This is a genomic window from Nitrosopumilus ureiphilus (assembly GCF_013407185.1).
Classification (GTDB): domain Archaea; phylum Thermoproteota; class Nitrososphaeria; order Nitrososphaerales; family Nitrosopumilaceae; genus Nitrosopumilus; species Nitrosopumilus ureiphilus.
This window is the reverse complement of sequence record NZ_CP026995.1, coordinates 2,148,737-2,171,418: the sequence shown is the minus strand read 5'-3', so window position 1 is coordinate 2,171,418 and position 22,682 is coordinate 2,148,737. Positions and strand designations below refer to the sequence as shown.

Genomic DNA, 22,682 nt, shown 5'->3' with positions numbered 1-22,682 from the left:
ATAGAGTGGAAATATTGGTGTGTGGGTTAATCCTAAATAAAATAAAATTAACATTTTTGTTATTGAGATGTTAAGAAAATCCCTAAAATCCCCATTTTACCCCCTTTATTTCCACTCCAGGCGTTAAAGATGGATGTTAACACTGTGAATATCATCAAAACACCCCTTTATTTCCACTCCAGGCATGAAAATGGTCTAAAAATTGGTTGTTTTAATAGAATCAATGTTAATAACAAAATCTGGGCTAGGCGTGACCTAGGCAGTCAACGTTAACAAACTAATTAGTTAACAAAGATTCTGGGATCCATTGAACTGTTAACTACTGATCCATTAGATCTCTAAGATGACAAACAAACGTATTCGTATAGGTATGGAAGATGCAGATGGAGCCAAATATGATATTAAATTAGAAGGAAATGTAACTAGAGAAAAGATCCTCAAAATATTTGAAATGATGGATTTAATGAATATTGAAGAAGAGCAAACCGAAACCACAAATATGGATTCAGTAGGCTCAAAAATCTGGTTTATTGTAGATAAATTCTTCCCAATGGGCAAATTTACCTCTACAAACATTCTTGAAAAATATGAAGATGAATTTAACGAGCCAATTAAACTTAGTATTATTTCCACTTATTTGTCTAGATTCTCTTCAAAAGGTAGGGTGAATAGGTTAAGAACAGGTCGAGAATGGACATATCAAACAATTAAGATTGGACAAAAACAAGAATTATCATCTAAGAAATAGTGACTTTTCTTACCAATAACCTATCTTTCCCAAGAATTACTTTAACATATTCTCCTTTTTGGATATCCATATACTTTCTAAATTGTTTAGGAATGGAAATTGTTCCTGCAGAAGTAATTTTTACTAAAACTTCATTTTCTTGGACTGACATAATTTGATTATAATTTAATAATATATATAATTTATTAAAATCTATAATTAATAAATTATCATAAAATAGGCCTAATTTGGTGTATTTTGTTCTGAATTATTACAAAACAAAAAACAAAAATCTTTTTAAGTTATTTTATGCAATAGAAGGACTTGTTTGAACTTCTTCAACCTTTGCTAATCCTTTTTCAGTAATTGAATAAGTGTATGGTTTTGATTCAGTATTTCTTTCAACATAACCACCCTCAAATAATTTCTTCATTAATCTTGAAGTATGCTCTCTACTTCTCTTTAATGTGATTTGAATATCACGTGATGTCATAGCTTTGTTTGTGATTAGTTGCAACACATAATTAGTTGGATTAACATGCTCAATATTTAGAATATTAGGCACGGAAATAGGTTTCTCTTGTTTTATTTCTGGAGTAATTACCTGCTCAGTTGGTTTCTCTTCAACTTCATTCTTGGTTAATTTCTCTAAGAATTGTTTTAATTCCAAGTTTGGATCTTCTGATTTTTGTTCAATTCCCTGTATTTCTAATGCATCTAGGCGTATTTTCATATCAATTAATTGTCTTTCATAATACTCTAAGCGCTCTGATTGTGACGCATCAAACATTTCATTTTTAGTTTTAACAAAAGGACGAATTTTGTAGTATAGATACAATCCCCCTAAACCAACAACAAATGCTAAAATCACACCTAAAACCACTTCAGGTTCAGGAATCTCTACTAACATCACAACTTTAACGCCTGTATCGTGATTTATCGTGATTGAACAATATTATTTCACACTTTAGATTAACTATCTCACACACTTTATCACAAAGAACTCAAACGAACATAAACGGTTATAATCACACATATCACATATTACATGCCTGTCGAATGACCCTATCTATCACATTAATCACTTCATCTTCTCTTTCTGGAAATATATCACTCTCATTTATCACACTAATCTGCTCTGAGAGTTTAGATATCACGTCAATATCATCAGGCAAAAGTATGCCTAAACCTCGTAAAAGTATGATTGAATAGAATAACCCAATCAATTTGTCTCTAGATTGACCAACTTGCCTGTAATACGCACCTTTACTTATAGAAAAATTGGATTCAAGAAGATCCTTTTGATTTAAAATAATTTCAATTTGTCTCTCTGTAAACAGTGATTTTTTGATAATTTTACGTATAATATTGTTAAAATTAGATCCTTCCAACTCCGTCATAGCTATACAAATCTGTATATCACATTCCAATTAAACTTTAAAGAGTCATCTACAAATCCATTTTATGACTGAAAATAAAGTTGAAGAATTCCTAAAATCAGAATTAAAAAAGAAAAACGCATTGCTGTTCGTATTAATTGATTCAGAAGTATCAAATTTAGAAGCATCATCCAAACTTGCAAAAGATGTTGAAAAGATGGGTGCATCAGCAATCCTAGTTGGTGGTTCCTCAGCTACTGATCAAATTGAGATGGCTCAAGTAGTTAAAGGAATAAAACAAGGAATTAAGATTCCAATTATCTTATTTCCAGGTAATGTCACAGGTGTTGTACCTGATGCTGATGCAATTCTATTTAGCTCTTTAATGAACTCAGAAAATCCTTACTTTATCACACAAGCACAAGCTTTAGGTGCTCCAAGTGTTCTTAAATTTGGTTTAGAACCTCTCCCAACTGCTTATTTAGTAATAGGAGAAGGAACATCTGCCTGGTTTGTAGGTGCAGCTAGAGGAATTCCATTTGAAAAACCAAAGATTGCAGCTGCGTATGCATTAGCTGCGCAATTTCTTGGTATGAGATTTGTATACTTGGAAGCTGGTTCTGGAGCAAAATCCAACGTAACTCCTGAAATGATTCAAACTGTTAGACATGCATTTAATGGATTTTTAATTGTAGGAGGAGGCATTAAAGATGTTAAAACTGCAGAAAGTTTGGTTAAAGCAGGAGCTGATGCTTTAGTGATTGGAACATTCCTTGAAAAAGGAGGAAGTATCAAAAAACTCCAAGAAATAGCAAAAGCAATTCAAAGAAGCAAGTAATAGAGTACATATTATGTCTGAAAACGACGCAATTTCTCGTATTAGCGGAATTAAAATGCCAAGCTATTATCTTGACTACTACACAAATCTTTCAACTGATACATATTCAATTTTTGAGCATGCTGCAAAGGCAAAATCAAGCTTGGTGGATTCTTCAGGCATTATAGAGCCGAAAATTGCATTTGATCTGGCTGATCGAGTTGCAAAGATGCACGAAATAGATATTGCAGATCCTTTAAGAGAACTTTTAAAAATTAATGGAAAAGAACTATCTGCACTAATCCTTTCAAAAGAAATTGCTTTAGGAAAATATTCTCTTCCAGATGCATCCTTAGAAGAAAAACTTGATCTGGCGGTTCGTGTAGGTCTTGCAATAGTAACTGAAGGAGTTACTATTGCACCATTACAAGGAATTAGCGAAGTAAAAATCAAGAAAAACAAAGATGGCACAGAATATCTTTCAGTTTCAATTGCAGGACCAATGCGTTCAGCAGGAGGAACAGAATCTGCTGTAACAATATTGATTGCAGATCATGTTAGAAAAGCGGCTGGGCTATCCAAATATCAGGCTAATTCATTTGATGATGAAACAGGTAGATTTGTTGAAGAACTACGAATCTATGAAAGAGAAGCTAGCAGTTTCCAATTCCATATATTAGATGAAGATATTGAACATGTAATTTCAAATCTTCCCGTAGAATTAGATGGTGTGGATACAGATCCCTATGAGGTTGTAAATCACAAATCTATGACTCGAATCAAAACTGACAGAGTTAGAGGTGGAGCACTACGAGTTTTAAATGATGGATTAATTGGAAGATCGAAAAAACTTCTCAAAAGAATTGAATTATATAATTTAGATGGTTGGGAATGGCTCAATGATCTCAAAGGAGCAGTCCAAACTGGTGATAATCAAGAAGATGCAGCTGCTAAGAGAATGCGTGAGGTAATTACAGGCAGATCAGTATTATCAATGCCTAACAAACTAGGTGGATTTCGATTAAGATATGGCAGAGCATGCAATACCGGATTTGCAGCAGTTGGAATTCATCCTGTAATTGCTGAAATTCTTGATCATACAGTAGTTGTGGGAACACAAATCAAAATTGACATTCCTGGAAAAGGAGCCACAGTTGCTTTTGTTGATTCTATTGATACACCAACTGTTCGTCTGAACAATGGAAATGTTGTAAGAATTAGAGATGTAAAACATGCATTAGAAATAAAAAATGAAATCGAAAAAATACTACATCTAGGAGATATTCTAATTTCATTTGGAGATTTTCTTGAAAACAATGCCCAACTAATTCCATCTGCATATGTTGAGGAATTCTGGATTGAGGAACTAAAACAAAAAATCCAAAATACTGAATCTAAAACTTACTATCTAGAACAGTTCTTAAGTAAAACTCCTTCAGTTGATGAAGCAATAAAAATTTCACTTGATTTTAAAATTCCACTTCATCCTCATTATCTATACTTTTGGGATAAAATTTCATCCGAAGATCTAGCTATGCTCTTAGAGCCAATAAAAGTTAATGATACATTAATCGAATACCCAATTAAAATTAAAAAAATTCTTGAAAATCTTGGTACTCCTCATAAAATTGATAATCAAAAAATAATTTTAGAAAGTCAAGAAGCAAAAATATTCTTTAATTTATTATTTGGAAAAAAACCAACAATTAATGATTTTTCAGTTCCTATAATAATATCAAAGTCTTCAGGCATTCAAATCAAAAATAAATTTTCAACTTCAGTTGGTGTTAGAATAGGAAGACCTGAAAAAGCAGCTGCAAGACAAATGAAACCTCCAACACATGTTTTATTTCCAGTTAGTGATAAAGGAGGACCTACCAGAGATCTTCTAAAGGCATCTAGAAATGAACACTTTTTTGCAAATATCTTTAACAGAATTTGCAACAAATGCAATGAGCCTTCAATTGGAATAAAATGTTCTAACTGTGGTATAAAAACAACAATTACCTATAGATGCACCAATTGCAGGGACATTCTCAATGAACCATTTTGTGAAAAATGTAAGCGTAAAGCTCTTGCACATTCTCACAAAGAATTTCCACTAAAAACAAGATTGCTTTTAGCTCAAGAAAAAATGGGTCTTCGTGCAAAAGAGCCATTCAAAGGCGTAAAAGAACTAATTAATCAAGATAAAATTGCTGAACCTCTAGAAAAAGGACTAACACGACAAAACTTTGGATTAACAACTTTCAAAGATGGAACTGTTAGATTTGACGCAACAAATTCTCCTCTAACTCAATTCAAACCATCTTGGATTGGAACTTCAATTGAGGAACTAAAACAACTTGGTTATTATCATGATATTGACGGTAACCCTCTTGAAAACTCGGATCAAATCATTGAACTTCGTATGCAAGATGTGATAATTCCTTATGAAAGTGGAAAATATCTTATTGCAACTTGTAAATACATTGATGTGCTTTTAGAGAAATTTTATGGCACATCTGCATTTTATAATGTAAATAATTTCAAAGAATTGATTGGTCATCTAATTATTGGTTTAGCACCCCACACTTCTGTTGGAATTGTAGGACGAATAATTGGATATACTGAAACCCATGTTTGTTTTGCAACTCCAAATTGGCATTCAGCAAAAAGAAGAGATGCTGATGGTGATGCCGATTCTATAATGCTTCTAATGGACAGTTTACTTAATTTTTCAAGGCAATTTCTTTCTGATAGAATAGGAGGATTAATGGATGCGCCATTACTTGTTCAGCCTCTAGTTTTACCACATGAGTCTCAGCCACAGGCACACAATCTTGAAGTTACAAAATTATTTCCTTTAGAATTCTTTGAATCAACTTTTCATCAAATTAAAGCATCAGACATTACATCTGTAGATATTATCAAATCACGACTTGAAACTGAAAGGCAATTTTATGATTATTTCTTTACACATTCAACTTCATCACTAACTACATCAAAATCTCGTAGTGCATATTCTACACTTGGTTCTATGCTTGACAAGTTTGATATGCAAGTTAAAAATGCCGATTTAATTGATGCTGTAAATACTTCCGAAATTGTTTCAAATGTAATTTCGACACATCTAGTTCCAGATATTATGGGAAATCTTAGAGCATATGCTAGACAAAACTTTAGGTGTACTGGATGTGGTAAATCATATCGTAGAATGCCGCTTATTCAGACATGTGTTTGTGGTCATAAACTGATTGCTACAATTACTAGAGGATCTGTAGAAAAATATCTAAAACTTGCAAAAAGATTAGTTGAAAAATACGATGTAAGTGAATATCAACGAGGAAGAATACATGCACTATCAGATGAAATTGAATTAGTATTTGGTAAAAACAAAGGAGATCAATCTCTGCTTACTGATTATGCCTAAAGATTATCTGAGTTTAACGTATTCGTAAGCACCTAATTTATTGTCAAAACAAAATTTAACTTTTTGAAAATTCTTTCTAAAAGATTTAACTTTTAAAAGTATTTTCTTTGGATCCTTTTTCTCAATGACAATATTTTTGATTAAAGATGCAATCTCTTCCATTTCATTCTTCTTCATTCCAAGTCTGGTGATTTCAGAAACTCCTAGTCTAATTCCACTTGGATGGAAATAATTTCTTCCTGCCTTGATATCACCTGGAATTAGTTGTCTGTTTACAATGATGTTAGCTTTTTCTAAATCAGATTCTACTTTACCACCATCAGAATAATCTAAAACATTTACGGCAATCTGATGAGATTTTGTAAATCCTTTACTTTCTCCCAAGACTTTGAATCCCATAGCATGTAGAGCATCTGCTAACAATTTTGCATTTTTAATTACCTCGGTAGCATAATCTTTTCCAAACTCTAAAGCTTCTGCAAAAGCAACTGCCTTTCCAGCCATATGATGAATGTGATGACTACTTGTAAGACCAGGAAATGTTGCTTTTTTAATTACCTCTTCATGTTCCTCTGAACCTAAAACCAATCCTCCTTGGGGTCCAAACAATGTCTTGTGAGTACTCATAGTCATAGTATCTGCTCCTTCGCGCAAAGGATCTTGGAATTTACCCCCTGCAATTAATCCTGCAACATGTGCTGCATCATAATTAATATGAATATTGTAACTCTTTAGAAAATCCGATAATTCTTTGACAGGATGAGGAAACAAGAATAATGAACCACCAAACATTGCCATTTTTGGAAGACGATTAACTTTTTGTAAATCCTTTACCTTTTGCTTAGTCTTATCGACATCAATTGTCATTTCTTCTGCATCAAATGGATAGAATTCGATTTCCAATCCATGGACTAAACCTGCAGTTCCTGAATGCTCCTTTTTACCATGGGAGATATGTCCACCAGCAGGAATAGAAGGTGCCAACATTATGTCGCCAGGATTAGTAAAAGCAGAATAAATTGCTAGATTTGCAACAACTCCTGAAATTGGTCTTACATCAGCAAATTTTGCTTTAAATAATTTTTTAGCTAATTTCATACATTCAAACTCAACATCATCAATGTACACACAACCTGCATAGACTCTCTCCCCAGGCCATCCTTCAGCATACCTATTTCCAAAATCAGAAATTATTGCTTCACGAACAGCAGGGCTTGGAATATTTTCACTTGCAATCAATGGAATTGAATTTTCAAACCACTTGTGATGTTCCTTTAATTTTGTAAAAATTTTATCATAAGATTGTCTATTCTGAGATTTTGCCATATTTTGCAACTTTATTTTCCCAATTTAAAAACACCGATAACAATCAATTTTTTTTACATCTTGATCTGGAAGGTATAAAAGGGGAATCGGAAGTTTTTGCATCTATGGGCATGCAAGCTACTTCAAAGGGAAATATGCCGGTAGTATTGTTAAAAGAAGGCGGTTCAGAAACCAAAGGCCGGGAAGCGCAAAAGAATAACATTGCTGCATCTAAAATTATCGCCGAAATTGTTCATACCAGCTTAGGTCCCAGAGGGATGGATAAAATGTTAGTTGATTCTCTAGGTGATGTTACTATTACAAATGATGGGGCAACCATCCTTAAAGAAATTGATGTTCAACATCCAGCTGCAAAAATGCTTGTTGAAATTTCCAAAACCACAGATAATGAGGTTGGAGATGGTACAACATCTGCTGTTGTCTTAGCAGGTGCATTACTAGAGCATGCAGAATCTCTAATAGATCAAGATGTACATCCAACAATAATTGTTGATGGTTATAGAAAAGCAGCAAAGAAAGCAAAAGAATATCTTGAAAGTATAGCAGACAAAATTTCTGCAAACGACAAAACCATTTTAACTAAAATTGCAAAAACATCAATGCAAACTAAACTCGTTAGAAAAGATGCTGATCAACTTGCAGATATTATTGTAAAATCAGTACTTGCAGTAGCAGAAAAGAATGGAGAAAACTATGATGTTGATATTGATGATATTAAAGTAGAAAAGAAAGCGGGTGGATCTGTAAAAGATTCGATGATCATCCAAGGCATTGTACTTGACAAAGAAATAGTTCATGGAGGCATGCCAAGAAAGATAACTGATGCTAAAATTGCATTAATCAACACTGCATTAGAGATTAGTAAAACTGAAACTGATGCTAAAATCAATATTTCAAATCCTCAACAACTAAAATCATTTTTAGATGAAGAAAACAGGATGCTAAAAACAATGGTTGACAAAGTAATTGGTTCTGGAGCAAACGTAGTGTTGTGCCAAAAAGGACTTGATGATATGGCTCAACATTATTTTGCAAAAGCAGGAATTATTGCAGTTAGAAGAATAAAAGAAAGTGATCTTACAAAACTTGCAAAAGCAACTGGTGCAAGGATAGTTACAAACCTTGATGATCTCTTCGAAAAAGATCTAGGAAGTGCAGAAATTGTTGAAGAAAGAAAAATTGAAGAAGATAAATGGGTATTCATCGAAGGATGTAAACATCCAAAATCTGTTACATTACTTCTGCGTGGAGGTTCACAAAGAGTAGTAGATGAAGTTGAACGTTCTGTTCATGATGCCCTTATGGTTGTTAAAGATGTAATTCTAAAACCTGAAATTGTTGCAGGTGGTGGTGCCCCTGAAACATTTGCTGCAACAAAACTCAGAAGTTGGGCAAAATCCCTAGAAGGAAGAGAACAATTAGCTGCTGAAAAATTTGCTGATGCTTTAGAATCAATTCCATTAGCACTTTCTGAAAATGCTGGAATGGATCCAATTGACACACTTACACTTCTTCGTTCAAAACAACAGAAAGGTGAGAAATGGACTGGAATTGATGTAATGAAAGGAAAAGTAGGTAATATGAAATCAAGCGATATCATTGAACCACTTGTAGTAAAACTTCAGATAGTCTCAGCAGCTGCCGAAGCTGCATGCATGATTCTCAGAATTGATGATGTAATTGCCACTCAAAAATCTGCAGGAGGTCCACCTGGTGGAGAAGGAGGAATGCCACCTGGAATGGGTGGAATGCCACCTGGAATGGGTGGAATGCCACCTGGAATGGGTGGAATGCCTGACATGGGCGGAATGATGTAAATTATTTTTAAAAATTTTTCAAAAGTTTATTTGATTACCGTATTTACGAACAATATTGAATAAAACATCATCCAAAATTCTTGCAGGTTTTAAGTACATTTACCTTGTTGCATTCTTTGCATTACTTGCTGGATTTTTTCATCCATTAATTACTAACACAAGTTTTGATAGTGTAGTTATTGGAGTTTTGATATTATTTGTAGGTCTTGCTGGTGGAGTTTTACTCTATAAAGCTGCTACATCTGAAAAGAAACGAGAAATATTTCTTGGAGGAGGATTTATCTTAATGGCAATTTCACTATACTACATTATTGCACTTACTGGAAGAATCTAAACATCAAAGTATAGATAAAATTCATGTGGATGTGGCCTAATTGCTATTTCACGCTGGTCACGTCTTTCTAATTCTATGATTTTATCAATTACATCATTTGTAAAAATCGAATTGAGGAATTTTCTGTCGCTTTCTAATTCATCTAATGCTTCTCCAAGACTTTTTGGAAGAACACCTATTCCTCTTCTAGATCTATCAGATTTAGTCATCTTGAAAATATCGTCACGTACTTCATCTCCAGGATCCATTTTCTTTTTTAATCCATCCATTCCAGCCGCAGTTACAGCAGCAAATACAAGATATGGATTTGATGAAGGATCAGGAGCTCTAAACTCTAGTCTTTTTAGATGTGCATAATTTTTTCCTGTTAGATGTTTAGGAACTCTTACAATAGCAGAACGGTTTCCTGAACTCCATGCAACATATGCTGGAGCCTCATAACCTGGTACTAATCTATGATATGAGTTAGTAGTAGGATTACAAATTGCAGATAATGCTTTTGCATGATTAATGATTCCACCACAAAAATATCTTCCAGTTTGACTTAGTTCAATCTCATCATCTAGATCAAAAAATGCATTTTCTTTTCCTTTCCATAAACTAACATTAACATGCATTCCAGATCCTGAATCCATAGCAATTGGTTTTGGCATCATTGTTGCAACTTTTCCATATTTTTGTGCGACATTTCTAATTACATACTTGTATGACTGGGCAGCATCTGCAGCATTTGTCATGTAATCATATTTTATATCAATTTCACATTGCCCTGCAGTTGCAACTTCATGATGATGGTTATCACATAAGATCCCAAAATTATTTTTAAGAATATTCACACATTCATTTCTATATGGTGTAAGAGTGTCTGATGGTGTACTCGGATAGTATCCTTCTTGTAATCCCATTGGGTATCCATCTCCTTCTTGACTCCATGGAGCTTCTTTTGATTCAATTGAATATGATTGACCTTTATATGGTGTTAGAACATCCCAATGAACTTTATCAAAAACAAAAAATTCTACCTCTGGACCCCACGTACTAAAATCAAATCCCTGAGATCTGATATACTCTTCAGCTTTTTGAGAAATTCCTCTAGGATCTCGTGATAATCTTCCTCTATTTTCTCCCCAGTAAATATCACAAAGAAGTCTAGCAGTTTTGTTTTCAGTCATCCAAGGAATTATTGCAAACGTATTTGGATCTGGTTTTAAAAGCAGATCTGAATCATTAATACTGGCAAAACCAACTATAGATGAACCATCTAATTTAGGTAATCCATCTTTCATCTGTTCAGGAGTAAAAGTATCAGCTGAAATTGTAGTATGATGGAAATGACCTGTTAAACCTGTAAATTGTAAATCGATAAATTGGATACCTTCATGCTGAATTCTGGAGAAAACTTCGTCTGGTGAATATGTTACTTGTATTGCTTTACCATGACTTACTTTATACGGCAATTTTGTACTTCAATCAAACACAAATACATCCAGCATTTAAGGATTAGGTAAGAAATGTCTGAAACAAATCAAATAGATATCAATTCATTACATCATACAGTTTTACGAGAAATTGAAAATGATTCCTTGTTAGAAATTGAACCAAACTTTTATCAAAATCTTGCTGATTTTATAGGAAATTTACAAAAACAAGAATTTGATGGTGTAGAAAGTAAAATTAAAGATACAATAATAGAAATGGCAACTGAATTATCATCGTTATTGATAAATATCAGATTGGATAAAATTTTGAACTCTTCTGAAATAGAAAACGGATATCTTTTAGATGAAGAAAAATTCATTTTAGATTCAAAAGAGGAACAAAAAGAAAGAATAGAAATGATTATTTCAGCAACCATTCATGGAAAATCAAAATTTCTTGAATCATTAGCTCAAAATCACAAGACGAAGAAAATTGTTATTAGATTTCTTAATGAAGTAGATGAGATTGTTGGTGCTGACCTTGAAAAATACGGACCCTTCAAACCTGAAGATATAGCAACAATTCCCTATGAGAATGCACAAGCCTTAATTTCTAAAAATATTGCCACCAAAGTACGTTGGGAAGATTAGGTAGAAATTATACCTATTTTCTTTTGATGTTAAATGTCTCATACAGGTGTAGATGTAATTGATTTTTTGTTTTACACAATTTATCCTGTAATTGGAATTTTTGCAGTAGAAGCTATTAGTAGATTAATCAAAGCTCCAAAATGGGTAAAATTATGGGTACAAGCAACTATATCTGTTGGTTTTGGAGTATATTATTGGTTTATTTTGCCTGCCCCACAGAATTTTCCGTTAACTGCAATGGTGATGTTTGCTCTTGCTATTGCACTTATTTATCAAGGAAGACGTGCAAAAATATCTCCTGACAAAAGCCCTTATTGATTTTAGAATCTTCCAAAAATCCGTTTGAAAATACTTGGTTTGTTAGGTCCACCATCTCGTATAACTTTTTTCTCCCCAAATCTTCTTGCTCTAATCTGATTGAGTTTTACACATCTGTGTTCTTCTGGAAGTCTATGTTCTGAACAAAATGGATCCTTGCAATAATTACATTGAAAAGGCATATCAGTCAAATCCCCACAATATGCACAATTTTCAGATTTCATAATTTCATTACAGTTTTTCTTTTAATAAAGGTGCTACGCCTTGCTTAAAATTTACATTTTCTTAACGTCTAAACATTTTTACAATGATAATCTGTCTAGGAGATTTAGATGATTAAAGATAAGATTGCAATAATTACTGGAGCAAGTAGTGGTATTGGTTTTGCTACTGCATTAGCATTATCAAAAGCTGGTGCTAAAGTTGCTATAGGAGCTAGAAGAGTTGACAGATTGGATGAACTTGCAAAAAAAATTTCTGTTGATGGTGGAGAAGTATTTTTTCAAAAATTAGACGTAACTCAAAGATCTGAATGTGAAAATTTTGCCAATGCAGTTTTAGACAAGTGGGGTTCTATTGATATTCTTGTAAATAACGCAGGTTTGATGCCTTTGAGCTTCTTCAAAAGTCTAAAGGTTGATGAATGGGATAGAATGATTGATGTGAATATTAAAGGCGTATTATATTCTACAGCCGCAGTAATTTCTCATATGAAAGATAAAAAATCTGGTCATATTGTAAATCTCTCGTCCGTAGCTGGAAGAATTGTTTTTCCAGCAGGAAGTGTTTACTGTGCAACAAAACACGCAGTTGCAGCATTTAGTGAGGGATTAAGACAAGAATTTAGTGTACGATCTAACATTCGAGTTACTAGTATAGAGCCTGGAGTTGTTGCAACAGAACTTAATGATACAATTACTGATGAATCATTGCAAGGATTTATTGAAAATGCAAAGAAGATGGAAGCATTACAGGCAGAAGACATTGCAAATGCAATTTTGTATGCAGTTGAATCTCCATCTCATGTAAATGTTAATGAAATCTTGATAAGACCTACAACACAAGAACGCTAAGTTGACTGATATCCCACATGTTGTGATTTTAGGAGGAGGTTTTGGTGGACTATCAACTGCAAATGAATTAAGAAATTCTCTATCTTCATCACAAGTAAAAATTACTGTAATTGATAAAAAAGACTGGTTTATGGTAGGATTTGCAAAATTATGGATAATTAATGGAACACGAACTTTTGAAAATTCCATTGGTTCATTAAATGAATTATCAAAAAAAGAAATCAGTTTCATTAAAGATGAAATTTTAAAAATTGATTTACAAAATAAAAATGTAAAAACAATATCTCACAACATTCAATATGATTATCTGATAATTTCTATGGGTGCTGTTTTGGCTCCAGAAAAAATTCCTGGATTAGTTGAAAATGGATTAAATCTATATGATCATAATGATCTTTCAGAAATTCATGACAAACTAGAAAATATAAAATCTGGAAAAATTGCAATATCTATTATGGGAATGCCTTACAAGTGTCCACCTGCTCCATTTGAGGCTAGTTTGCTAATAGATTCTATGCTTAGAAAACGTGGAATGCGTGATTCTATAGAAATTGATTTTTACAGTCCTGCTTCTATAACGTTGCCTGCTGCTGGCCCTGAAGTTAGCAAACAAATTCTTGAACTTGTAAATTCTGAAAAAATTATTTTTCATAACTCAAGTAAAATACAGTCTGTTGAATCAAAGAAACTAATTTTTGAAAACAGTGAAGCTGATTTTGATTTACTCTTAGCTATTCCTCCACATATAGCTCCAAAAGTAATTTATGATTCTGGTTTAGCTAAAGAACCAGGATTCATTTCAATAGATAGAGATTGTAAAACATCTTTTGAAAATGTATTTGCAATAGGTGATGTTACTAGTTTAACAGTTACAGAAGCAATGGCAGTCCCAAAAGCCGGAGTTTTTGCAGAGGGAGAAGGTATTACAGTTGCCAATAACATAATTTCAAAAATTCAATCTAAAAAAGAATCTGAACTTTTTGACGGAAAGGGTGGTTGTTTTATAGAATCTGGCAGAGACACTGCTTCCATTATAGAAGTGGATATGTTTTCAAATTCAAAACCTTCAACAAATCTTACAGAATCAACTGCGGATAATCTTTCTAAAAAAATAGAATTTGAAAGAGAAAGACTGGCAAAATGGTTATGATTCATCTTTATCATCTTTAGCTTTAGAAAGATGTTCCAAAATTGCTTTTACTTCAATACCTAAATCTTGAGTATTTTTTGATAGATTCAGCCTTTCTGGAATATTATTTTTAAAATCTTCATCTTGTAATTCAATATTTCTTTTTTGAACACAATCAAGATGGTCTTGATCAGTTGCTGAAATTTTGTGACAAATATTACAAATCTTCATGTATTTGATAAATCAATACGACGATTTAATAATTTCATTTTGTGCCTCTGAAACAAGGGATTGTAGTCTAGCTTGGTATGATACTAGTCTGGGGGACTAGTGGTCGCAGGTTCAAATCCTGCCAATCCCATTATAATTTTAGAATTTTTAGTAATTCATCAAAACTTTTTCTTGTTTTTTCTTGTTTGTATTGTTTTAATGCCTCAATAATTTTTTCTTTCGATGAATTTTTATAAATTTTTTGAACTTTTTTTGCAATACCTGATCCAATAAAAAATGCTTGAGTGATGGATGTAACATTTGATGGTCTTCGCTTAGTACTAGAGCTTTCAAAATCGATTAAAGTAGATTTTGTCTTTCCTACTATGACATGTTTAGAAATATTACTTAATTCGCCATGATCAAAACCCAATTGATCTAACCTATAACAATCTTCTAAAATTTTTCTGACTGTAGATTTTATTTTTTTTGCACTTCCAATACCTTTTAACAAATAAACCCATTCACTAATTTTAATTCCTTCTAGATATTCCATCACCAAAAAATTTTTACTAGCAACTAACATCTTTGGTCCAACATTTACAGAATTCACTAATTTTAGTAAAATTGCTTCATTTTTCATTTCATTTCTTTGCGAATCGGTTCTTCTAATTTTTAATGCAACTAATTTGTTATTTTTTTTTGCAAGAACCACAACACCAACGTATCCTTTACCTAAAATTGCTAGGTTACCAATTGTTGTAGGACCTGTAAATGAAACTGATCTAATTTTTAATTTTTCTAACTCAGTGATTCTTGATTTTATTTGACTACTAGTAGCTTTTGGATATCCAAGAATTTTTGAGTATGGCTCATCAGAAAGTTTCTTAATTGAAATAAACAAGTGTGCCATCTGTTGAAATCAACTCGCTTGCAACCTCTTTAATTGATTTGCTTAAATTTTTCTTTCCTACTGAAATTTTGTAACCTTGTTTAAAATCACTTTGAAGACCTTTGGGTATGCCTGTTTGAAGATTCTTTTTCAAAAACTCTGACATAAACTTGACTGCATCTGTATGCTTTCTATTTTCCACTGAAATTATTTTTCCATTATTTCCTATCCACATTAATTCTGTATTTCCAAGATTTTTAGAAATAAAACTTTTAGAACTGTCTTCTCTAAAAAAATCTGGTCCATTCTTTGAATATATTTGGTTAATCTTTGATGATTCCAAGAAGAAAAATAGATAAACTTCATTTTTTTGATCTGTGTAAGATTTACTTCTCAATACATTAAATCCGCCTAGTTCTAATTGTGTAGACAATGATGAAGTAGCTCTTTTAATCTGCCCCCATATTATATCTGGACTTCTAATTTTGAAATTAAATTTTATAACTAACAAATTTTCCCAATACTTTTTTGAAATTTTTAATTTTTTATTCTTAAAGAAATCTATAACACCTTTATCTTTAAAGGCTCTACAAATTAGAACAAATTTTCCAATATTTTCATTAGATATTGCAGCAGCTAAGTTTCTGTTGTTGTCAATAGGATCAATTATCACAATTGATGTTTCAAATTTCTTTGAAGTTTTTCCAATTACTTGATTTTCTTTAATTTCTGATATTGATTTTATAATATTCTCGAAACTTCCAAAATGCAAAACTAAAACCTCTGATACATATCCACTAAATCCTTGTTTTGCAATTTCCGCACCGTAAATTCCATTTGATTTTAGAAACGTCTTGAGAACTCTCACATCATTTTTCATTTTTGATGTTAATGACTTTTGCATAAATTTAGTATGAAATGTTGATCTATCTGCAGCACTTTTCCATTCTCCAATTTTTACATCATAAAATGGTACTACATTGATCTTAGTATTCTTAATTTTAGCCTCAACATATGGGTGCTCAGAATACCTGACATAAGGAGAATATTTTTTTAACGAATCAAAACCTATCTTTTTTGAAATTCTTTCAAATTTTTCTTCCATTGTAGATTTTTTGAATCTTACAAAAATATCTATATCTGCATCTTTTGGTAACCAGGTGCCTTTTGCATATGATCCTCCAAATTCTAATCCTATAACTTCTGGATATTTTGCAATTTCTTTTTCTACTAACTTGAATGCTTGACCAGCAATTTTATTTTTTGATTTCTCAATTGTTTTTGATGGAATTACATTTTTAGACACTTTACTAATAATTTGTTTCATTTTTTTGCTTTAATCTCCGCTAAATCAAAATAGATTGGTCCACTAGATGTAAGTTCACTTTTTTTCAATTTGAAACTAATTATTTCTTGAATGCCAAAATCTGTCATTTTTTGACTATCCAATTCTTTTGTTATATCTCCTACCTTCTTTTTAATCCTAAATATTGTAATGTGAGGTTTGAATGGTTTGTCAGGAGAAAATCCCAAAGGTTCCAAGACTTTTTCTACTTTTTTTGCTAGATGAATTAACATATTGCCCCCGTCCTCATCAGTACCTATCCAAATTACTCTTGGAAATTTAGGTTTAGGGAATGCACCTATTCCTTTCAAATTAATCCTAAAACTTGAAAATTCAATCGTATTAAGAGCATCAATGATTTTTTGAGAGATATCATCTGAAATCTCTCCTAAAAACTGTAACGTAAAATGTAAATTTTCTGAATCAACAGGTTTTGCGTCGATGTTAATTTTATTTTGAATTTTTTTAATTGAATGAATAACATCATTATTTGAAATTTCTACTGCCACAAAAGTTCGCATATAACATTCTTTGATGTATCTTTATAATAATTTCCGGTAACTTCATAGACGAGTCTCTTTTTTATCATATATTGACAAAACTAATTGTTTGCCTAACAGGCATGCCTGGTGCTGGAAAATCCACCATTGCTGAAGGTTTGGAATCAAAAGGATACAAAATTATCAATATGGGAAATGCTGTTAGGGACGAAGCAAAAAAAAGAAATTTAGAATTAACAAGATCAAATCTTGGGAAATTAATGCTTGAACTAAGAGAGCAAAATGGTCCAGGTGCTATAGCAGAATTGGTAAAACCACAAATAGAATCTTCTACAGCTAACGTGATTCTAGTAGATGGAGTAAGATCAAATGATGAAATACAAGTACTAAGAAAATATGGTGCCGTAAAACTATTAGCAATTCATGCTTCTACAGATACAAGATTTGATTTTCTACAAAAAAGAGGCAGATCAGATGATCCACAAACAAAAGAACACTTTGAAGAAAGAGACAATCGTGAATTAGGAGTTGGAATTAGCAATTCAATAGCTTTGTCTGATTATGCAATATCAAATATTGGCTTGACAAAAGATGAATTAATCAAAAACGCCTATGAAATTATTCAAAGTTGGATAGAATGAAAATTCCAAACATTAATTGCACAATTCAAATGACAAGTACTTTACATCCTTCTGAAGATTCTGAAAAAGTTAAAAAAGCAATTTCAAATATCTTTCCATACTCTACAGTCAAAACTGATCTTTTTTCAATCACAGCACAATCAAAAGAATTAAGATCATTTGAAAAAATTCATGAAACAATTCATTCGAAAAAGTCTCAAAACATTTATCGTCGTTATCTTGAAAAAAATTTAGATAATGATACAACCTGGTTTTATCTTAACAAACAGGCAGCTTTTGTTAAACAAATAGCAATTTGTGAAGAAGCAGAAGAATCCCCTTTGGGACCAATTAAAGTAATTCTTACTTCATCAAATATTGATGGAGTAATTGATTGGATTGTTTTAGGAAATTAGTGAAACTTAGTTAAGAAAATTCACTCTGTTTTGACTATTTTTTTTAGTATGAATCTAAAATCATTTTTTTTGAATTATAATAAAATGTTCATAAAATTAGGAATAATTGCAGGTATTTTGATATTAGGAGGCATGGTATTTTCTAATGAGATCGATATCTTATTTCCTTCAACTTCTGCAAGCGTAATTGATTCTTTAAAAAACGATATATCAAATTTTGGCTCTAGAACTTCAGCTTCAGTTGAAGAAAGAATTGATGGTTCAATTGATAAAATAATAGATAAAACAGGAGATACTATCTCTAATGAAATAAGTCAAACTGGAAATAAAATTTCCAACGAAGTTTCTGAAGTAAAAGAATCTTCTCAAAAAGTCATTAACGAAGAAATTTCTAATCTTAACCCTATTGAATCTATTAAGAATATCTTTGTAGCTGATTCAACTTCACAAAATTCAAAATCAATTGATTCATCATCTGCTCCATCAAAATCTACGAATCCTGCTATAATACAAACTAATTCTCCAATAACATATGAGACCCTTTCTTTATCCACAAACCAACAATCTGATAACAATATTCTTCTCCAATACTCTGATTCTAGTGGGAAAACAAATAGTATTAATGTTGTAATTAGAACTGCAGAAAAAGAAATTTTTTCTGGTACATATTTTACTTCAATGTTTGAAACTATTGTAAATGATGCAACTGGAATTCCTTATTATGTAGATATGATTATTGATCATCAAGATTATGGTATAGTTTCTTCATCAGTGTTCAATCCAGGTGATTCCTCTGATTCAAATATTAATGGTGTCTTTTCACAAAAATAATTTAATTTTTTTTAAACAATGATACAAATTCAGGTAGAGAAATGGCCCCTGTATTTCTTATGACTAAATCCATTTCAGATGACATTTCAGTATTTTCAGGATTAATTTCAATCAGTATTGCATTATTTTGTTTTGCATAGATAGGTAATGTATTTGCAGGTGATACAACTAGAGATGTTCCCACAATCACCATTAAATCACATTGACTTGCAAGGATCATAGCTTTTTGCCAAACATCTTGTGGCAAAGATTCTCCAAACCATACTACATCAGGTCGTAAAATATTTCCACATTTACACAAGGGTAGAATTTCTGAAATCTCTGACGTCATTTCTTCTTTATAATTACAAACTGAACATTTGATCTTAATGATACTTCCATGTAACTCTAATACTTCTGTACTTCCTACTTTTTGATGGAGTCCATCAATATTTTGTGTTAAAACTGCTACTTTGACATATTTTTCTAGTTCAGCAATTGCCTTATGGCCTAGATTTGGCTTTGAAGCAAAAATATTTGCCCTTCTTTCATTATACCACTCCCAAACCAATTTTGGATTATCATAGAATGCATCAATTGTTGCTAATTTCATGGCATCATGCTTTCTCCATAATCCATCTTTTCCTCTAAATGTTGGAATACCGCTTTCTTGAGAAATTCCTGCTCCTGTTACAAATACGATTTTTTTAATACTATCAATCTGGTCTTTGGTTAATTTAAACATCTTATTTAATTTCTATTTCTAAAAGATCTCTTGCAGCAATTACTGAATCATGAATTTTTCCTGCTTCTTCTAAATGTCCAACTTCGTCTTTGTATCTTGCTGAAAAATGTGTTAAAACTAAATTTTTTACTTTTGCATCTTTTGCTATTGTTGCAGCTTGCTTTGCAGTAGAATGGCAAGTATCTTGTGCTCTTTGTTTTTCTTCATCTAGAAATGTGGAATCAAATACCAGATAATCACAATCCTCAAAAAATTTTTCTAACTCTTTGGTAGGCATTGTATCTCCTGAAATACCAATCTTTTTTCCAGGACGTTTTTCTCCTAATACCTGATCTGGTTTTATTATTTTTCCATTAATTTCTATTTTATTTCCATTTTGCAATTTATTCCACAACTCCCCTTCTGGAATTCCTAATTTTTTAGCTTCATCAATATTGAATCTTCCTGGCTTATCCTTTTCTTCAAATAGATATGAAAATGCAGTAACTGAATGATTTGCTTTACAAGCATGAATTGAATATTTTTTATCTTCAAAAACTTTCCCTTCTTTAATAATAGTAATTAAAACAGGAAATGATAATCCAAAATTTAATACTTTGATGTTAGCAGCAATAAATTCTTCAATTCCATTTGGTCCAAAAATTTCCAAAGTTTCTGTTCTATTTTGCATAGACATTGTTTGCAGCAATCCCAAAATCCCTACACAATGATCTCCATGTAGATGCGTTACAAACAATTTCATTTTTTTATTCCACCCTAAACCTGATTTCATATAGGAAATTTGTGTTGCTTCTCCTGCATCAAACATTAGAATTTCACCTTCTCTTTCTAAACAAATACAGGACAATCCTCTTTTCTCAGTAGGTTGGGCTGCTGATGTACCTAAAAACACGAGTTTCATTTTATCAAAATTGTCCTTGTCAAGCTTTTATGCCTATAGATTTCATATTTTTTTAGTCCCTTTAATCTCAATTTACTATCCAATTCTTTTTTGTACATGATTGCAATTCTTTTACGTTTAGGCAAAATTGAGAAAAATCTCCTCAGGATCTCCTCTGGTTTTTCTGACGCCCTTGAAGATCTTCCATATGGTAAATCAGTAACAATACCGTCAAATTCTTCAGAAATCTTTGATAATTCTTGAAAATCTGAGTTGAATACTTTTGATTTATAGCCATTTGTCACAAGATTTTCTTTTGAAATTGCACACATCTTTTCATCAAAATCTAATCCAATTGCATGAATTCCCATTGATTTGGCTTCTAAAAGAGTTGTACCTGTACCACAGAATGGATCACAAATAGTTTTTCCTTCTCTCATTCCTATTAAATTTATCATGACTCTTGTTAATTTCCAATCTAATTCATGAGGATATTTTGTAATCTTTTTAGGTCTACTCTCTTTTTTGACTCTTTTTGAAAATCCAAAAAAGTTTTCTTTATCTGTAAAAATTAGATATACCGTAATGTCGGGATCTTCCAATTTTACTTTTGCATGAGAAAACTTTGATACCATATCTCCCATAGAACTCTCCAATTCGGGAATATTGAATTGATTGGATGACAAATTGATTATTCTACAAACAAAGGTTTTAGCATTTTTTAACACCCCCAAATTTTCTTCATCTAAAAATAATCCTGACATCTTTCTTAATATCTGACCAGAAATTTTTACAAATGACGCACGCTTTGAAATTTTTTCCCAGTTTGTTTTTGATTGGATAATTACTAGATTTGAAATTATTTTAACTTTAGAAAATCTATCATACATTTTTGATAATGCAATTATTTCATCAGTAGCAAGTTCTAGATAATCTTTAGATAAAATAAAAAAACTTTCTGGCATTATGCTATTGCCTTTGCAATTGTATTTGAAACATCTACTATTGATGTTTTACCTGGAATTGTATTTGCACTAACAATTTTTGTGACTCCTGCTTTTCTAATTTTATTTTCTGCATCATTCATTAAAAGTGCATGTGTACATGCAACATACACTCTTTTGCATTTTTGTTTTTTGAGAAATTGTGTAGCTTTAACAATACTTCCACCAGTACTTATCATATCATCAACTAGAATTAGATCTCTTCCTGCAACTTCTACATTTTTAGTTTGAATCTGTACCTTACCTGTTTTTCTATCTCTCTTTTTTTCTAAAGCGATAAACTCTGAACCGAATTCCCTTGCGAATTCCCTTGCCCTTTCTTTTCCACCCTGATCAGGGGATACAATCAGAGGATTTTTTAGCCTCAATTTCTTAAAATACTGTACAAGATCTGAAATTGCAGTTACATTTTTTGTCTTTATAGTAAAGTGCTTAAATCCAATCATACTGTGAATATCAACTACGATAACTTTTGATGCACCTGCACCTTTGAATAATTTCCCTAGAACTTTCATCGTTACAATTTCGCCAGGCAAAAACTCTCTATCTTGTCTTGCATATCCCATGTATGGAATTACAGCAATTACTTGTGATGAAATTTCTTTAGCTTTTGAAATCAATGATAATACTTGTATCAAATTGGTATCAACTGGCGGATAAATTGACTGTACCACAACTGATTTTTTCTTTGATAGATTTCCATTTAACGTAATTTTACTTTCCCCATCAGCAAAAACTCTAATCTCCGATTTTACTAGATTTGCCTTTATCTTCTTAGATAATTTTCTTGCTAAATCCTCAGATGTTTTTCCTGAAATTATTGATATATTACTCAACAAGAAAATGTGATTTAATGGGA

General features: G+C 31.9%; 26 protein-coding genes and 1 tRNA gene. 13 read left to right on the top strand and 14 right to left on the bottom strand.

The window, feature by feature from the left end:
- Positions 1 to 343 precede the first annotated feature (343 nt).
- On the top strand, positions 344 to 748 hold the full coding sequence (locus C5F50_RS12970) for a hypothetical protein (RefSeq protein WP_179371701.1): 405 nt from the start codon (positions 344 to 346) through the stop codon (positions 746 to 748).
- On the opposite strand, the gene C5F50_RS12965 is transcribed toward C5F50_RS12970, so the two are convergent.
- The 3 genes from C5F50_RS12965 to C5F50_RS12955 form a co-directional block, all read right to left on the bottom strand.
- Positions 738 to 899 (bottom strand): AbrB/MazE/SpoVT family DNA-binding domain-containing protein, encoded by a 162-nt coding sequence (locus C5F50_RS12965; RefSeq protein ID WP_048114515.1) that lies wholly within the window; start codon positions 897 to 899, stop codon positions 738 to 740. The genes C5F50_RS12970 and C5F50_RS12965 overlap by 11 nt on opposite strands.
- Before the next feature lie 135 nt (positions 900 to 1,034).
- Positions 1,035 to 1,637, bottom strand: coding sequence for a winged helix DNA-binding protein (locus tag C5F50_RS12960; protein ID WP_179371700.1), 603 nt, complete (start codon positions 1,635 to 1,637; stop codon positions 1,035 to 1,037).
- A gap of 127 nt (positions 1,638 to 1,764) precedes the next feature.
- Positions 1,765 to 2,127, bottom strand: coding sequence for a hypothetical protein (locus C5F50_RS12955; protein WP_179371699.1), 363 nt, complete (start codon positions 2,125 to 2,127; stop codon positions 1,765 to 1,767).
- A gap of 64 nt (positions 2,128 to 2,191) precedes the next feature.
- On the opposite strand from C5F50_RS12955, the gene C5F50_RS12950 reads away from it, so the two are divergent.
- Together C5F50_RS12950 and C5F50_RS12945 are read left to right on the top strand one after the other, a co-directional pair.
- Entirely contained in the window at positions 2,192 to 2,944 is a 753-nt protein-coding gene (locus C5F50_RS12950) for a phosphoglycerol geranylgeranyltransferase (protein ID WP_179371698.1), read from the top strand.
- Between the two features lie 13 nt (positions 2,945 to 2,957).
- Positions 2,958 to 6,335, top strand: coding sequence for a DNA polymerase II large subunit (locus tag C5F50_RS12945; protein WP_179371697.1), 3,378 nt, complete (start codon positions 2,958 to 2,960; stop codon positions 6,333 to 6,335).
- Between the two features lie 3 nt (positions 6,336 to 6,338).
- Here C5F50_RS12945 and C5F50_RS12940 read toward each other — a convergent pair whose 3' ends face one another.
- Complete coding sequence (locus C5F50_RS12940; protein ID WP_179371696.1) at positions 6,339 to 7,661, bottom strand: serine hydroxymethyltransferase; 1,323 nt, start codon at positions 7,659 to 7,661, stop codon at positions 6,339 to 6,341.
- A gap of 104 nt (positions 7,662 to 7,765) precedes the next feature.
- On the opposite strand from C5F50_RS12940, the gene thsB reads away from it, so the two are divergent.
- Complete coding sequence (thsB, locus tag C5F50_RS12935; protein WP_179371695.1) at positions 7,766 to 9,478, top strand: thermosome subunit beta; 1,713 nt, start codon at positions 7,766 to 7,768, stop codon at positions 9,476 to 9,478.
- A 55-nt stretch (positions 9,479 to 9,533) separates the two neighbouring features.
- Complete coding sequence (locus C5F50_RS12930) at positions 9,534 to 9,812, top strand: hypothetical protein (RefSeq protein WP_179371694.1); 279 nt, start codon at positions 9,534 to 9,536, stop codon at positions 9,810 to 9,812.
- Here C5F50_RS12930 and glnA read toward each other — a convergent pair.
- On the bottom strand, positions 9,809 to 11,269 hold the full coding sequence (glnA, locus tag C5F50_RS12925; RefSeq protein WP_179371693.1) for a type I glutamate--ammonia ligase: 1,461 nt from the start codon (positions 11,267 to 11,269) through the stop codon (positions 9,809 to 9,811). The genes C5F50_RS12930 and glnA overlap by 4 nt on opposite strands.
- 54 nt (positions 11,270 to 11,323) lie before the next feature.
- On the opposite strand from glnA, the gene C5F50_RS12920 reads away from it, so the two are divergent.
- Positions 11,324 to 11,881 carry a DNA replication complex GINS family protein gene (locus tag C5F50_RS12920; protein ID WP_179371692.1) on the top strand — a complete coding sequence of 186 codons (558 nt, stop codon included), beginning with the start codon at positions 11,324 to 11,326 and terminating at the stop codon, positions 11,879 to 11,881.
- 33 nt (positions 11,882 to 11,914) lie between these two features.
- Positions 11,915 to 12,199: a hypothetical protein gene (locus C5F50_RS12915; RefSeq protein ID WP_179371691.1), complete on the top strand. Its 285-nt coding sequence runs from the start codon at positions 11,915 to 11,917 to the stop codon at positions 12,197 to 12,199.
- 2 nt (positions 12,200 to 12,201) lie between these two features.
- On the opposite strand, the gene C5F50_RS12910 is transcribed toward C5F50_RS12915, so the two are convergent.
- Positions 12,202 to 12,423 carry an AN1-type zinc finger domain-containing protein gene (locus C5F50_RS12910; protein WP_179371690.1) on the bottom strand — a complete coding sequence of 74 codons (222 nt, stop codon included), beginning with the start codon at positions 12,421 to 12,423 and terminating at the stop codon, positions 12,202 to 12,204.
- A 108-nt stretch (positions 12,424 to 12,531) separates the two neighbouring features.
- Here C5F50_RS12910 and C5F50_RS12905 point away from each other — a divergent pair, with 108 nt between their 5' ends.
- Together C5F50_RS12905 and C5F50_RS12900 are read left to right on the top strand one after the other, a co-directional pair.
- Entirely contained in the window at positions 12,532 to 13,272 is a 741-nt protein-coding gene (locus C5F50_RS12905) for an SDR family oxidoreductase (protein ID WP_179371689.1), read from the top strand.
- A 1-nt stretch (position 13,273) separates the two neighbouring features.
- Positions 13,274 to 14,422, top strand: coding sequence for an NAD(P)/FAD-dependent oxidoreductase (locus C5F50_RS12900; RefSeq protein ID WP_179371688.1), 1,149 nt, complete (start codon positions 13,274 to 13,276; stop codon positions 14,420 to 14,422).
- On the opposite strand, the gene C5F50_RS12895 is transcribed toward C5F50_RS12900, so the two are convergent.
- Positions 14,417 to 14,632, bottom strand: coding sequence for a hypothetical protein (locus C5F50_RS12895; RefSeq protein ID WP_179371687.1), 216 nt, complete (start codon positions 14,630 to 14,632; stop codon positions 14,417 to 14,419). The two genes, C5F50_RS12900 and C5F50_RS12895, sit on opposite strands and share 6 nt — an antisense overlap.
- A gap of 56 nt (positions 14,633 to 14,688) precedes the next feature.
- Here C5F50_RS12895 and C5F50_RS12890 point away from each other — a divergent pair.
- Positions 14,689 to 14,762: transfer RNA gene (locus C5F50_RS12890), tRNA-Pro, on the top strand.
- Here C5F50_RS12890 and C5F50_RS12885 read toward each other — a convergent pair.
- From C5F50_RS12885 to thpR, 3 genes are read right to left on the bottom strand one after another with little or no spacing between them, the layout of a single operon-like run.
- Positions 14,763 to 15,524 (bottom strand): serine/threonine protein kinase, encoded by a 762-nt coding sequence (locus C5F50_RS12885; protein WP_179371686.1) that lies wholly within the window; start codon positions 15,522 to 15,524, stop codon positions 14,763 to 14,765. It abuts the tRNA gene before it with no gap.
- Complete coding sequence (cca, locus tag C5F50_RS12880) at positions 15,499 to 16,830, bottom strand: CCA tRNA nucleotidyltransferase (protein ID WP_179371685.1); 1,332 nt, start codon at positions 16,828 to 16,830, stop codon at positions 15,499 to 15,501. The genes C5F50_RS12885 and cca overlap by 26 nt, the downstream gene beginning before the upstream one ends.
- On the bottom strand, positions 16,827 to 17,369 hold the full coding sequence (gene thpR / locus C5F50_RS12875; protein ID WP_179371684.1) for an RNA 2',3'-cyclic phosphodiesterase: 543 nt from the start codon (positions 17,367 to 17,369) through the stop codon (positions 16,827 to 16,829). The genes cca and thpR overlap by 4 nt, the downstream gene beginning before the upstream one ends.
- Before the next feature lie 71 nt (positions 17,370 to 17,440).
- Between thpR and C5F50_RS12870 the strand changes: the two genes are divergently transcribed.
- The 3 genes from C5F50_RS12870 to C5F50_RS12860 all read left to right on the top strand — a co-directional run bounded on the left by C5F50_RS12870 (position 17,441) and on the right by C5F50_RS12860 (position 19,215).
- Complete coding sequence (locus tag C5F50_RS12870; protein WP_179371683.1) at positions 17,441 to 17,989, top strand: AAA family ATPase; 549 nt, start codon at positions 17,441 to 17,443, stop codon at positions 17,987 to 17,989.
- On the top strand, positions 17,986 to 18,384 hold the full coding sequence (locus C5F50_RS12865) for an RNA-binding domain-containing protein (RefSeq protein WP_179371682.1): 399 nt from the start codon (positions 17,986 to 17,988) through the stop codon (positions 18,382 to 18,384). The genes C5F50_RS12870 and C5F50_RS12865 overlap by 4 nt, the downstream gene beginning before the upstream one ends.
- 84 nt (positions 18,385 to 18,468) lie before the next feature.
- The gene (locus tag C5F50_RS12860) at positions 18,469 to 19,215 is read left to right on the top strand and encodes a hypothetical protein (protein ID WP_179371681.1); all 747 of its coding nucleotides are present in this window, start codon (positions 18,469 to 18,471) and stop codon (positions 19,213 to 19,215) included.
- Position 19,216: 1 nt separating this feature from the next.
- On the opposite strand, the gene C5F50_RS12855 is transcribed toward C5F50_RS12860, so the two are convergent.
- The 4 genes from C5F50_RS12855 to C5F50_RS12840 are packed head-to-tail and all read right to left on the bottom strand — an operon-like array spanning position 19,217 to position 22,662.
- Complete coding sequence (locus C5F50_RS12855) at positions 19,217 to 19,939, bottom strand: SIR2 family NAD-dependent protein deacylase (RefSeq protein ID WP_179371680.1); 723 nt, start codon at positions 19,937 to 19,939, stop codon at positions 19,217 to 19,219.
- A 1-nt stretch (position 19,940) separates the two neighbouring features.
- Positions 19,941 to 20,840 carry a ribonuclease Z gene (gene rnz, locus C5F50_RS12850; RefSeq protein WP_179371679.1) on the bottom strand — a complete coding sequence of 300 codons (900 nt, stop codon included), beginning with the start codon at positions 20,838 to 20,840 and terminating at the stop codon, positions 19,941 to 19,943.
- Complete coding sequence (locus C5F50_RS12845; RefSeq protein ID WP_179371678.1) at positions 20,837 to 21,784, bottom strand: TRM11 family SAM-dependent methyltransferase; 948 nt, start codon at positions 21,782 to 21,784, stop codon at positions 20,837 to 20,839. Before C5F50_RS12845 ends, rnz begins: the two co-directional genes overlap by 4 nt.
- Complete coding sequence (locus C5F50_RS12840; protein WP_425340047.1) at positions 21,784 to 22,662, bottom strand: ribose-phosphate diphosphokinase; 879 nt, start codon at positions 22,660 to 22,662, stop codon at positions 21,784 to 21,786. The genes C5F50_RS12845 and C5F50_RS12840 overlap by 1 nt, the downstream gene beginning before the upstream one ends.
- Positions 22,663 to 22,682: the final 20 nt, after the last annotated feature.